Source organism: Clostridium cadaveris (genome assembly GCF_020911725.1).
Classification (GTDB): domain Bacteria; phylum Bacillota; class Clostridia; order Clostridiales; family Clostridiaceae; genus Clostridium_X; species Clostridium_X cadaveris.
In genome coordinates, this window is record NZ_CP076620.1 from 2471554 (window position 1) to 2484955 (window position 13402).

At 31.1% G+C, this 13402-nt stretch carries 16 protein-coding genes; 6 read left to right on the forward strand and 10 right to left on the reverse strand.

The features are described 5' to 3' along the window. Window positions 1–24: 24 nt before the first annotated feature. The 3 genes from KQH81_RS11795 to KQH81_RS11805 form a co-directional block, all read right to left on the reverse strand. Entirely contained in the window at window positions 25–222 is a 198-nt protein-coding gene (locus KQH81_RS11795; RefSeq protein ID WP_035770862.1) for a hypothetical protein, read from the reverse strand. A 158-nt stretch (window positions 223–380) separates the two neighbouring features. Further along, on the reverse strand, window positions 381–1004 hold the full coding sequence (locus KQH81_RS11800) for a manganese efflux pump MntP (protein ID WP_027639153.1): 624 nt from the start codon (window positions 1002–1004) through the stop codon (window positions 381–383). Window positions 1005–1317: 313 nt separating this feature from the next. Next, entirely contained in the window at window positions 1318–1647 is a 330-nt protein-coding gene (locus tag KQH81_RS11805) for a hypothetical protein (protein WP_022788066.1), read from the reverse strand. A 259-nt stretch (window positions 1648–1906) separates the two neighbouring features. Between KQH81_RS11805 and KQH81_RS11810 the strand changes: the two genes are divergently transcribed. The 3 genes from KQH81_RS11810 to KQH81_RS11820 are packed head-to-tail and all read left to right on the forward strand — an operon-like array spanning window position 1907 to window position 3884. Next, window positions 1907–2782: a DUF5685 family protein gene (locus tag KQH81_RS11810; protein WP_022788065.1), complete on the forward strand. Its 876-nt coding sequence runs from the start codon at window positions 1907–1909 to the stop codon at window positions 2780–2782. Then, window positions 2775–3374: a DnaJ domain-containing protein gene (locus tag KQH81_RS11815; RefSeq protein WP_027639154.1), complete on the forward strand. Its 600-nt coding sequence runs from the start codon at window positions 2775–2777 to the stop codon at window positions 3372–3374. Before KQH81_RS11810 ends, KQH81_RS11815 begins: the two co-directional genes overlap by 8 nt. Window positions 3375–3386: 12 nt before the next feature. After that, window positions 3387–3884, forward strand: a complete 498-nt coding sequence (locus tag KQH81_RS11820) for a hypothetical protein (RefSeq protein WP_027639155.1) — start codon at window positions 3387–3389, stop codon at window positions 3882–3884. Between the two features lie 16 nt (window positions 3885–3900). Here KQH81_RS11820 and KQH81_RS11825 read toward each other — a convergent pair whose 3' ends face one another. Then, window positions 3901–4383 carry a thioredoxin family protein gene (locus KQH81_RS11825; RefSeq protein WP_027639156.1) on the reverse strand — a complete coding sequence of 161 codons (483 nt, stop codon included), beginning with the start codon at window positions 4381–4383 and terminating at the stop codon, window positions 3901–3903. Window positions 4384–4709: 326 nt separating this feature from the next. Here KQH81_RS11825 and KQH81_RS11830 point away from each other — a divergent pair, with 326 nt between their 5' ends. The 3 genes from KQH81_RS11830 (at window position 4710) to KQH81_RS11840 (ending at window position 6725) form a co-directional block, all read left to right on the forward strand. Then, window positions 4710–5117, forward strand: coding sequence for a transcriptional regulator PerR (locus KQH81_RS11830; RefSeq protein WP_027639157.1), 408 nt, complete (start codon window positions 4710–4712; stop codon window positions 5115–5117). A 134-nt stretch (window positions 5118–5251) separates the two neighbouring features. Further along, window positions 5252–6196, forward strand: a complete 945-nt coding sequence (locus KQH81_RS11835; protein WP_027639158.1) for a VCBS repeat-containing protein — start codon at window positions 5252–5254, stop codon at window positions 6194–6196. Between the two features lie 151 nt (window positions 6197–6347). Next, the gene (locus KQH81_RS11840; protein WP_051196274.1) at window positions 6348–6725 is read left to right on the forward strand and encodes a bactofilin family protein; all 378 of its coding nucleotides are present in this window, start codon (window positions 6348–6350) and stop codon (window positions 6723–6725) included. A gap of 26 nt (window positions 6726–6751) precedes the next feature. Here KQH81_RS11840 and KQH81_RS11845 read toward each other — a convergent pair whose 3' ends face one another. The 6 genes from KQH81_RS11845 to lonB form a co-directional block, all read right to left on the reverse strand. After that, window positions 6752–7237 carry a hypothetical protein gene (locus KQH81_RS11845; protein ID WP_027639159.1) on the reverse strand — a complete coding sequence of 162 codons (486 nt, stop codon included), beginning with the start codon at window positions 7235–7237 and terminating at the stop codon, window positions 6752–6754. 82 nt (window positions 7238–7319) lie between these two features. Further along, on the reverse strand, window positions 7320–7679 hold the full coding sequence (locus KQH81_RS11850) for a hypothetical protein (RefSeq protein ID WP_051196275.1): 360 nt from the start codon (window positions 7677–7679) through the stop codon (window positions 7320–7322). Between the two features lie 87 nt (window positions 7680–7766). Beyond that, window positions 7767–8327 (reverse strand): hypothetical protein, encoded by a 561-nt coding sequence (locus tag KQH81_RS11855; protein WP_035770863.1) that lies wholly within the window; start codon window positions 8325–8327, stop codon window positions 7767–7769. Window positions 8328–8626: 299 nt separating this feature from the next. Continuing rightward, a complete protein-coding gene (gene yihA, locus KQH81_RS11860; protein ID WP_027639160.1) occupies window positions 8627–9211 on the reverse strand; it encodes a ribosome biogenesis GTP-binding protein YihA/YsxC in 585 nt (194 codons plus the stop codon). Beyond that, window positions 9202–11529: an endopeptidase La gene (gene lon, locus KQH81_RS11865; protein ID WP_027639161.1), complete on the reverse strand. Its 2328-nt coding sequence runs from the start codon at window positions 11527–11529 to the stop codon at window positions 9202–9204. Before lon ends, yihA begins: the two co-directional genes overlap by 10 nt. Window positions 11530–11674: 145 nt before the next feature. Further along, on the reverse strand, window positions 11675–13366 hold the full coding sequence (lonB, locus tag KQH81_RS11870; RefSeq protein WP_051196276.1) for an ATP-dependent protease LonB: 1692 nt from the start codon (window positions 13364–13366) through the stop codon (window positions 11675–11677). Between the last annotated feature and the right edge of the window lie 36 nt (window positions 13367–13402).

The window sequence follows — 13402 nt, forward strand, 5'->3', positions numbered from 1 at the left end:
ATATACACTCTTTTTTCTTTAAAATTATAATGCTAACATATCCTCATCATCTGATTCTATAAATAATGATTCATCATTTAATATATGAGAAAAACTTCCTTTAAAGTCATCCCTATCTAAATAAAGTTTGAATGGACATTCTTCCCCTTTATCATAGAAAGCACAGGTTTTAAAACATTGTACACTTTCTCTATTTGTTGATAAAAAAGGACAATTACTCATCGTCATCACCCCTGTTCTTATTAATTCCCCTGACTACATTATATTAGAATTTTCTAAAAAATCAAAGTAAATAATCAATTCTTTAATATTTTTATTCCTCTATAATAAAAAGACGCAAAACTAAAGAAGTTATTGCATCTTTTTATATTTATTTCCAATTAAATAAGTCCTAAAAAATTAGTATGCTCCAGAAATATGTTTATTCCTATCAATATAAGAATAATGCCTCCTATTATTTCAGCTTTATCTTTAAGGAATGATCCACATTTCTTTCCCATCTTTACTCCTATAAAACACATTATAAAAGTTATTATTGCTATTATCAATGCTGAGGATACTATAGAAATATTTAAAAAAGCAAAACTTACGCCTACAGCTAGAGCATCAATGCTTGTAGCTATAGCTAACAGTAACAGTTCTTTATTACTCACAAGTTTTTCATTATTAACTTTTGAATCAGTATCTTCATCTTTGCTTTTATTTTCTTTATATTCTTCTGGATGTTTTTTGTCTTGCATTGCTTCATAAATCATCTTCCCACCTATTATGCTAAGTAAAATTAGAGCAATCCAATGATCTATGCTTGTGATATAATCCTTAAATCCCAATCCCAATGCCCATCCAATTGCAGGCATAAGCCCTTGAAATCCCCCCATATAAAGAGCCACCTTTGCTGCATTCTTATTTGTTATTTTTTTCATTCTCATTCCATTAGTTATAGACACTGCAAAAGCGTCCATAGATAGTCCAAAAGCCGTTAATATTAGTGATAATAAATTCATTTTCATCTCTCCTTTATACAATAAAAAAAGACTTTTAGCACAAAATAGCTATCAAAAACTATTTGTGCTAAAAGTCTCACCTTGACGTAAATCAATATAAAGCCAGGTTTATTTAAACCAGTATGTTGACTTTATAATCCTATAAATATAGGCGGTTACTCCCTTTTAATACAATATCTTAACTTTACAATAATCTTAATACTTTAATACTACTATCTTAATAAATTTATGTCAACTCGTTACTGCTAATAAAAACATAGGAATTATTCTAATACTTTAAAATAAGAGTCCTAGAATAATTCCTCAATTTTTATTATAAATCGCATTTTAAAGTTTTTCTGCATGTTATTTCAATAATTTCATTTTGAAATGCTTTTAATAATGCTTTTTCTAAAACTTTTTCAGTATCGAAATTCGCTGCATCAAGACATTGTGCATATACTTTGTTTGTCTCTCCAAAAGCATTCTTATAAGTTACCACTACATGAGGCTTGTCATACTCAACCTTTTCAACTTTTATACCCCAAGTAATTTGAGCAAAATCACCTTTCATTTCAAGCTTTGTCATTTCATTAAGCTTTTTAGTGTCTTCTGCAGCATCTCTTACTATTATTAATTCGTCTCCAACTTTATATTTACTCATTTATATTTCCCCCTATTAGTTAGTTATTTTTTTAACATTCTTTATGTTTTTAGTTTAACATAGTTTTTTAAATTAGTAAATATAATTTTTCAATATTATCAGAAAATTTTATATAAACTTTTATATGTATATATTACAAATATATGTCTCTATTATAAATTAATATTCCTTGAATTTATTTAAAAGAATTTCATTTTGTCTTCTATTTATGATAATATGAAATAAGACATAAATTAACCTTAACTAAAGGAGATACTTAATGTTTGGATATGTAAAACCATGTATTCCAGAACTTAAAGTTAAAGATTTTGAAAAGTTTAAAGCATATTATTGCGGTTTATGCCATAGCATAAAAAAGCTTTATGGAAATCTTCCACGCTTATGCTTAAACTATGATATGACATTCCTCGCAATATTATTAGATTCTCTTACAGAGGATTCTATTAATTATAAAAAAATAATTTGTCCCACTCATCCAACAAAGAAAAAATCTCTTGTATGCTCTAATTTTGCACTAGAATATAGTGCTCATATGAATGTAAGCTTATTTTATTATAAGCTTTTGGATGATGTTAAAGATGATAACAATTTAAAGAGTAAAGCTTTAAGTTCTCTGTTGAAGTCTAAAGTCAACAACTACTCAAATGAAATAGGAAGTATAAATCTAGAGATTTATTATGAACTTATGGAATTATCTAGATTGGAATCATCCAAAATAACTTCTATAGATGAGATATGTGATCCATTCAGTACCCTTACGGCTGTGGTTCTTTCTTCATACCCTCACTATAATGGCGATGATAAAGATAAAAAACACCTTTATTCCTTAGGCTATAACCTTGGGAGATGGATTTATCTAATTGATGCTATGGATGATTTAGAAAAAGATATCAGCGAAAACAAATTTAACGCTATAAATGAAGTGTATAACACTGAAAATCTTCCTTTTAGCGATTTCAAATCCTGTATAGCTGAGAAAATTAATTTTCTTCTTATAAATTGCGGATCAGAATGCCTATATCATTTGGAAAAGCTTCCTCTACAGAAAAATAAAGACCTACTACTCAATATAGTTCATTTAGGAATAATGGAACAAACAGAACGATTAACTAAAGGAGTGATACATAATGACTAACCCTTATGAAGTACTTGGAATAAAAGAAGGGGCTTCTCAAGATGAAATCAAAAAAGCCTATAGAGAACTAGCAAAAAAATATCATCCAGACCAGTATGGAGATAATCCATTAAGAAATTTAGCAGAAGAAAAAATGAGGGAATTAAACGAAGCTTATGATTATCTTTCAAAGAATTCTGCTTCTAATAGCAGCTATACTTCTGGTAATTATGAAACTAGCAGCGGATACGGTGATTTTAATTCTATAAGACAAGATATACAGCGCGGAGATTTATCCTCTGCTGAGTACAAACTAAGCAATATTTCTAATAAGAATGCAGAATGGCACTACCTTATGGGCGTAATTTATATGCAAAAGGGCTGGCATGATGAAGCTTACAATAATATATCTCAAGCTAACCGTATGGACCCTAGTAATGCAGAATATTCTCAGGCTTTAAACTTTTTAAATAGGCGTACCCAAAACTATAGACAGAGTTATTATGGTACTCGTGGTAATAGTGCCAATAACGCATGCGACTGCTGCAGCAACCTTATAATTGCAGACTGTTGTTGTGAATGCATGGGTGGTGACTTGATTTCTTGTATTTAGAGGTGATTGAATATGATTAAAAGCAGTAAAATTGCTCGTGGAGGACTGTATACTGCATTAACAATACTAATTCTATATATATGCAGTATAGCCCCTACAAACAAGCTTACACTTCTTGCAGTAGCATCTGCTATTATACCACTTTCCATACTTACTATAGGTATTAAATACTCTTTTGCAGTTTATTGTGCCTCAGGACTTTTAGCTGTAATTTTAGGTTTAAATGCATCAGCAGTAAACTACATATTGCTATTTGGAGTATATGGATTTATAAAATACTATGTAGAAGCTTTAAGAAAACCGGTTCTTGAAATTCTATTAAAACTTATATTTTTTATATGTTCTGCAGGATTACTATACGGTGTATACAGCCTTTTAGGGCTTCCTCTTAACTTTGCTTTAAACATCTTTATATTGTCTCTTATATATATAGTTTTTGCTTTTATATATGACTATGCATTGACTATTATAATAAATTTTATAGATACAAAATTTAAAGGTAGAGTTTAGAACTCTACCTTTTGTTTTAAATAAGAATCTCTAAAAGATCTTTCTCTATTAGGTCATTGTATCTACCTTCTCGATATTCATCTACATATATTCTCTTTTTCTCTAAAGGAGCTGACGCAATCTTCTCTTTTATTTCTTTAGGAATTTCAATATATACTCCTTTGGGATTCATTTCATCATCGAACACTAAAATACTAGGTATTCTAACCTCTCCAACAGCTTCCTCTAAAAAATTTCTATTGTCTTCTTGATCCTTTATTCCAAATACATGAAGCTTTATTAATGAATTTTCTTCTTCAAGTCTTTTTATAAAAGGCAGTGTTGCAGTGCAGTCTTTGCAATATCCCTCTGTAAATATCAACACTTGTCTTCCCTCTTTAAGCTCTTTAATACTTTCCTTAGCTCCTATTGATAATTCAGTATTACTATATCTTTCCCTAAGCTCCTCCTTATTCTTCATGTACTCTTCAAAAGATAAACCTTTTTCTAAATTTATCATATCATCACCATCCTCATAGATTAATTTTAGCTTATTATAAAAAAAAATTAAAGACAGTTTTCACCGCCTTTAAATTAAAATAATTGAACATGGATTGATATAAAATTTGTTAATTTCTTAACAGCCTAATTTAATTTTATCAGATATTATTAATAATTCAATACATTTTTCGGAAAAATTATATCTTTTTTTCTTAACTCATTTTAAATATCACTTTTTTCTATATTTTCAATATATTTTTTTAATTATATATATTACTCAATATTCTTTGACAAATAATAATCCTTATTATATAATATAAATATCTAATAATATGAGGTGAGAATATGGATAATATTACAACTATTTTTAAAGAGAAAAAACTAAAATTAACTCCTCAAAGAATAGCTGTTTATAAATATCTTCAAAGTACCAAAGAGCATCCTTCTGCTGAAACCATATACAAAGCTTTACAGGAAGACTATCCAACAATGAGTCTTGCAACTGTATATAAAGCACTAAAAACTTTAGTTGAAGTAAATTTAGTTCAAGAGCTAAATGTAGGTGAAGGTAACTTTAGATATGACGGTAATGTCGGGAAACATCCACATATTCAATGTGTAAAATGTGGCAGAGTAGATGATATAGAAGGCATATGCTTTGATAAGCTTAACAAAGAAGCTGCTGACCATATAGACTATGATATTTTAAGTAACAAAGTATATTTCTACGGAATTTGTCCTTCTTGCAAATAATCTAGCTTTTAAAAGAAGTCCTATTAATCTTAATAAAGTTTAATAGGGCTTCTTTTTTTATATGAAATTATTCTCTTGTTTATAAAGGCATGGATTATTAAATTCTCTCATATAATTTAATGGGGGTGTATTTTATGAAATTCAATGTAGTCGTAATTACAAAGAAAAATCTAATAAAAATAATAGTATGCATAGTATCTATATTAGCACTTTTAGCTTTACTTTTAGGTGTGAAATATTTAAAAAGTAGTAAAGATACATTTAGTCTTGTAAGTTCTAAAGAAAGCAGTTTTAAAGAAGATTTTAATGGAGATGGAAGCAATGATGTGTTGTACATAAAAACCAATGATACAAAATATTATATGGAAATGTGCAGCGGAAATTTAACTATACCGATAAAGTCTAAAGATGAGAAAACTTCTTTAGGAAAATATGATTCTCTTTGGCCATTAAAAATAACATTTTTAGACGCAGATAGAGATAGAATTCCTGAAATATATCTACAATCATCCGAGGATAACATTGCAATACAACATATTTTCTTATATGATGATGATAATTTTAAAGATTTATTATGTACAAACAATAATATTTTAGGATTTTTAGATTATAATAATGGAAAAACTCCTAAAATAATTTCTGGAAGTTACTCTAGAGGTACTCTTGATTTAGGATATTATATATTGAAAAATAAAGCTTTAAAAAATTATAGTTTTAATAGTGATGCATTACCTGGCGGCAACATAATAAAGAGCTTTATCTTGTATATGGAATCTTTACCTTATGGTGAAGAGAATATGCCGAACATATTCTTTTCTGGTTTGAGCGGAAATGCCTTATCAGCAATAGGAAAAGTAAGTGCTGAAAGTATGGCTATAAAGTTTGAAGATGGCTATTTTCATGATACAAAATGGAATAAAAACGGCGAGCCCTCTGAAATAATCTGGACCATCAACCTAAAAAATACTCCTAAAAATCCAAGCTCTTCTCCTAAAAATTACACTCTTAATGTCATACTAAACGAAGATACTGCAAGCAATAATCAATTAAGAATAAGTGCTATTTACGAAAAAAAATAAAAGGGCCGCCATAGCGGCCCAAAGGGGGATGGGGGGTTTTAGCTAAAAATTGTTTTTAGCTATAGGAGTTTAACTCCTATTTACATTATTATTATTGACTTGTCTTTAACTTTATATACATTTTTAGTTTAAAAATTTAAGGAGGTGCCATATGTTTAATAATGAAAGGGATATAAAAAAATCTCCCGAAATACAAACTTTAATTGGAGTTGAATGCAAAATTGTAGGTAATCTTAATGGTGAAGGTCTCATCAAGATTGATGGAACCATCCAGGGTGACACAGATTGGATGGATGACATAATTATAGGTGAAAGTTCAAACTACTCCGGAAATATCTCATGCAAAAATGCTGTTATAGAGGGGGTAGTTACTGGTAACGTAACCTGTGAAAACAATCTTTTGATAGAGCCTTCTGGCAAACTTATAGGAAATGTAACCGTAAAAAATTTAGAGATTGCAAAGGGAGGATTTTTCGATGGAAAATGCACTATGATTGCTGAAATGCCAAAAAATGATCTTATAGAATAAAAAGAAGAGTTTCCAAAAGAAACTCTTTAATCATTAAGTTCTCCATTTGAATACATTTGTATCACTTTATCTATTATGCCTACTTTATCTGAAGGCATAAAAGGTCTTAAAGCATTTAAAAGCTGCATTGTGCTATCTTCATAAACCGTATCATTGATATTATTGTTACCTAAATTTATATCATTTAGGTTTACTCCATTAGATGTTAACGCACCTAAAAGAGAACCTAACTGACTAAAATCTGCACTACCTAGCATATCAAAGAAAGGATTTCCTGTTGATGGATTTTGATTAAATGGCATCGGCCCTCCATTGGGCTGATTCATGTTTCCATTCATCATATTAGGTTGGTTCATGTTCCCATTCATCATGTTTCCGTTCATCATATTAGGATTCATCATATTAGGATTCATCATGCTTGGGTTCATATTAGAACCCATCATTCCAGGAGGATACATGGCACTATTATCCATAATAGGTTCCGGACTTCTGTGTCTTTTATGTTTTCCCATAAATGTAATTTACCTCCTAATAAATATATTTTTTTGGAGGGCATTAAGCCCTCCAATAACTTACTTAATTCAAATGCTAATATTAGCAGCCAAAGCCACAACCTCTATTATTTCCGCAGCCAAATCCGCCACAGCACCAGAATAAAAGTATTAAAGTTAAAGCATTTCTATTCTCTAATAATCCAGTGTTTCCTAAGATTAACAAGAATAGTAATAGTGTGCATATTCCACCGCCGCCAAATCCACCGCAGAAAGATCCATTTCCACATCCTGCATTGTTATACATTGGCATTTGCATTGGCATATATGATGGAGCAGTATTTTGCGCTACAGGCATACATACTGGAGCCATCCTTACTGGATTCATTTGATATAATGGTCCGCAAACTGGTGTTGCATTACATGAACAGTTACAACAACAATTGTTTTTACACTTTGACATCTTAACCCCTCCCTGTGGTTTTGTTTTGTATTTTTGAACCTTAGTTTTTAATACAATAAACTAATTATTTGTTTTTTAATTCTGCTCTTAGTCTGTAAAGTCTACCTCATCACAGCTATCATAGTTATCTTCTTTTACTCTTGCTCCTGAAGCAGCAGCGGTGGCGCTACAAGAAGAATTGTTTCCAAAACATCCTCCGTTGTTACCCAATCCAGTAAATAAAAGAAGTATGATTATCCATATCCACCATGAATTATTGCATCCATTGTTGCAATTATTATTACAATTTTGTGGCATACAATAATTATAGCCTACTGGTTGCATATAGTATAAATCATTCTCTTTCTTACTCTTCTTAGAAGATTCACAGCAGCAGCAACATGGATCATAATAAGTGTAGTATGGTGCATATGGGTTTACATTGTAGTTTCCACAGCAAGTATTCCCATTGTTTCCTCCACAATTATTATTGCATCCACAATTATTATTGCCTCCAAATCCTCCATTCCAGAAAAGCAATAGTAGGATGATCCATATTATAGGACTATTGGCTCCATTATTTCCAGAGCAGCAGCCTGCTAAAGCGTTAAGTGTGTTTTTATCCATTTTACCTCCAGCAAAGCCATTTAAAATGCTTGTTACATCCACTTTACTTCCTCCTTCCATATTTTTTTTATTTTGTCTTTTGTTTTATAATATATACTATTCTTGTAAGTATATTTTGACACAAAAAATTATTTCTATATTTTTTCCTTATTATATATTTATCTGATGTCTATACGTTGTAACGCTTCAACCTCTAGCAGTAGAAATGCCCATAGATAATAACACTTCTTAGCTTCATCAAGAATTGAAGCTTCACCTGAAACTAAGAAGTCAGTTTATTAAAACAAAAAAACCAACTCAATTCTGTAATCAACAGATTGAATTGGTTTTTTCTATATATTTTATTCTAGATTTCCAAAGATCTCATCATTAAGCTGTTCTACACCTTTTTTATTTAAGGATGAGAAGAATATAAGCTTATTTTCCGGCTTCAGCTTTAATGTTTCCCTTATGATCTTTTCACATTTAAATTTTTCATTGTTAGATATCTTATCACTTTTTGTTGCTACTACTACAACTTCATATCCATAGTGAATAATCCATTCATACATAATAACATCGTCAGCTGTAGGTTTGTGTCTACAGTCTACTAAAAGAACAACCCTTTTTAAAGGCTCTCTTCCATGAAGATAATCTTCTATAATCTTTCCCCAGCCCTGTTTTTCAGTTTTTGAAACCTTAGCGTAACCATAGCCAGGGAGGTCAACTAAATAGAATTCATCATTTACAAAGAAAAAGTTCACAAGTCTAGTTCTTCCTGGAGTTCCACTAACCTTTGCAAGTTTTTTTCTATTTGTTATGGAATTTATTAAAGAAGATTTTCCCACATTAGATCTGCCTACAAAAGCTACTTCTGGATATCCATCTATAGGATATTGATTCTTCTTTACAGCAGATGTTATAAATTCTGATTTTTTTATTTGCATATTTCTTCACCAACCAATGCGTTATTTAGAACTTCATCTATTTTATCAGCTAATACAAATTTAACCTTACTTTTAACTGATTTAGGTATATCATTTACATCTTTTTCATTGTCTTTTGGAATTATTATAGTTCTAACTCCTGATCTATATGCTGCTAATGCTTTTTCCTTTAGCCCTCCTATTGGAAGAACTTTCCCTGTTAAGGTTATTTCTCCTGTCATAGAAACATCATGCTTAACTTTTTTCTTTCCTAAAGCTGAGACTAAAGCTGTTGTCATAGTTATTCCAGCTGATGGTCCATCTTTAGGAACCGCACCTTCTGGTACATGGATGTGTATATCCTTATTTTTGTAAAACTCTGCGTCTATGCCATATGATTTAGATTGTGAACGTACTAAAGAATATGCCGTTTTCGCTGATTCCTGCATTACATCTCCAAGTTGTCCTGTAAGCTCAAGCTTACCACTTCCATCCATTACAGATACTTCTACAGGAAGAATATCTCCACCATAAGCAGTCCAAGCCATCCCTGTTACTACTCCAATTTTATCCTCATTGTCTATGGAGTCCCTCTTGAATATTTCTGGCCCTAAATACTTTCTAATGTGATTTTGAGTTATCAACAATTGATTTTTATTGTTTTTAATCATATCAGTTATAGCTTTTCTAATAACTGACCCTATCTTTCTCTCAAGACTTCTTACTCCAGATTCTCTCGTATAGCTTTCTATAATAAGATTTATTGAAGTATCATTTATTTTTATCTTTTCCTCTTCTATTCCATGCTCTTTTAATTGCTTAGGAACAAGATATCTCTTGCATATATTAAACTTCTCTTCATGAGTATATCCTGATACCTCTATTATCTCCATTCTATCTAAAAGAGGTCTTGGAATTGTATCTAAGGTGTTTGCAGTCAATATAAACATAACTTCTGATAAATCCATATCAACTTCTAAAAAATGATCTCTAAAGGTTGAGTTTTGTTCCGAATCCAAGACCTCTAAAAGGGCATCTCCTGGGTTTCCTCTAAAGTCACTGCTCATCTTGTCAATTTCATCTAATAAGAAAAGTGGATTTTTAGATTTTGCTTCTTTCATTCCATAAGCAATTCTTCCAGGTATAGCCCCTACATAAGTCCTTCTATGGCCTCTGATTTCAGCTTCATCCCTAACGCCGCCTAAAGACATTCTTACAAAATTTCTATTTAGAGCCCTAGCTACTGATTTTGCTATTGAAGTTTTGCCGACACCTGGAGGTCCCACCAAGCATAATATAGGTCCTTTAAGACTACCCTTTATACTCTTTACTGCTAAATACTCTATTATTCTCTCCTTAACATCTTTAAGTCCATAGTGGTCCTCATCTAATACTTTTTTTGCATCTTTAATATCGATATGCTCATCTGTCTTCTCATTCCAAGGAAGTTCTAAAATCCAATCTAAATATGTTTTTATAGTTCCTCCCTCTGCAGAGTACGGTCCATTATTTTTAAGCTTATTAAGTTCATAAAGAGCTTTCTTTTCTATATCTTTTGGCAATTTGGCCTTTGTAATCTTATTTTTATATTTTTTTACTTCTTTTTTAATTTCGTCCTCTTCACCAAGTTCTTCTTGTATAACCTTAAGTTGCTCTCTTAAAAAATATTCTTTTTGAGCCTTATCAATATTCCCCTTAACTTTAGTTGAAATTTTCTTTTCAAGTTTCAAAATCTCTACTTCGTTATCTATTATGACTATTAGTCTCTCTATTCTTTCTTTGACATTGAGAATTTCCAAAAGTTCCTGTTTAAGCTCTTGCTTTAAAGTCATATATGCACTTACAGTATCAATAGCTTTTGATAAATCATCAAACTCATCAACATTTATTATGGCTTCTTCTGGCAAAGTACCTGAAAGCTTTACATAATCTTCAAAATGAACTTTTAAAGTTCTAAGCAAAGCTTCCTTCTCTTTTTCATCTTCATTCTCATCTTCTATTATATCTATTGCAACCTTATAGAATGGTTTACTTTCCTCAAAGCTTGAAATTTTCGCCCTTTTAATACCTTCTACCAATACCCTTACAGTATCTCCTGGCAGCTTTAAGATTTGTTTTATAGTACATAATGTACCTATATCATATATATCTTCTGGTGTAGGTTCTTCTTCCTTTGCTTCCTTTTGCGCTGCTAAAAATATTTCTTGCCCATTTAGCATAGCATCTTCAAGTGCTAAAATTGATTTTTCTCTACCCACATCAAAATGAAGTATCATATAAGGAAAAACTATCATGCCTCTTAAAGGAATTAAAGGAAAAATATTTTTTGTAGTCTCCATCTTTCTCCCTCATTTCTGCTATTATGAAATAAAATTCATGTCTCTTTATTATTATACAATAAAGCTATTATAATATTATATAGTATATTATATTTCTTATCAATTAAAGTACACGAAAAAATATAGGCTTCTTTCATTTAGAAGCCTAAAATTCACTATTTATTGTTTTTCCAGTTGGTATTCCAAAGTGTAAACTTTCCTTTTTAGATAAATTAAGTTCGTGAACTTTCTCTTTCATTATGGATAATTGAAGAACTTCTTCAATTTTTTCCACAGGAATTATCTTTACACCTTCCATCCTGCTAAAACTTTCACTCCAATTTTCTTTAGGTATTATGATTGTCTCTGCTCCAGCTTTTTTTGCTGCATTTATCTTTGCCGTAACTCCACCTATAGGTTTTACAAATCCTTGAAGAGATATTTCTCCTGTCATAGCAACTTTATTGTTTACTAAAGCATTATTTACAGCACTATATAGAGCTGTTGCTATAGTTATACCAGCTGATGGTCCATCTACAGGCATTCCTCCTGGGAAGTTCACATGAAGGTCATAGTTATCACATTGTATTCCAAAATTATTTTCTAAAACGCTAAGGACATTTTCTATAGAACATCCTGCTGTACTTTTCCTTTTTGATTTTTTCGTTGAGCTACCAAACTCTTCTTCTTCAATTATACCTGTTACTCTCAATTTTCCCTTTCCATCTTCACATCTATGACTTGTAGCCTCAACTTCAAGCAACGTTCCCATATTTGCTCCATATACAGCAAGTCCGTTAACATATCCAACTCTAGGTTCTTTTTCTATTAACTTTTCAGGTCTTGGTGAATACTGTCCATTCTCTATAACCCACTCAACATCTTCTATACCTATTTCCATCCTATCATCATTTGTAGCTATTCCTACACATAACTGTACTAAATTCACAACTTCTCTTCCATTTGTACAGTATCTGCTCAAAAGCGCTAAAGCGCCATCTTCTATAGATAAATTTACTTTTTTTATGACATTCAGTGCTATTTCTTCTATTTCATCTGGAAGAAGCGCTCTAAAATATATCTCCACACATCTAGATCTTATTGCCGCTGGAATATCCTCTGGATTTCTAGTAGTAGCTCCAATAAGTCTAAAATCTGCTGGAAGTCCATTATCAAATATTTCTTTAATGTAATTAGGCATATTAGGATCTTCTGAACTATAATATGCACTGTCTAAAAATACCTTTCTATCCTCCATAACCTTTAAAAGTTTATTTAACTCTATAGGATGCAGTTCTCCAATCTCATCTATAAAGAGTATCCCGCCGTGAGCCTTTGTTACTGCTCCAGGCTTAGGCTGAGGTATACCGGCTATTCCAAGAGAACCTGCTCCTTGATATATAGGATCGTGAACTGAACCTATAAGAGGGTCTGCTATCCCCCTATCATCAAATCTTATTGTAGTCGCATCCATCTCTATAAATTTAGCACTATCATTAAATGGTGAATACATATTACTTCTTGCTTCTTCTAGTACCAATCTAGCCGCAGCAGTCTTCCCTACACCTGGTGGCCCATAAATAATAACGTGCTGAGGATTTGGCCCACACAAAGCAGCTTTTAAAGCTCTTAATCCTTTTTCCTGACCAACTATTTCATTAAATGATTTTGGTCTGCTTTTTTCTGCTAAAGGCTCTGTAAGCTTTATGTTTCTCATTATCATAAGCTTATTCATTTCCTTTTTATTTTCTCTATCTATAACAGTTTTTTGACTTTTTTGTCCTTTCAAAGCATTAAAAAAATAAAGCCCCATAATTACAGTTAAAACAAACTGTAAAATCATAAAAACTTCTACCATTTATATACAATTCTCCTTTCTAAAGCTAATATTTGT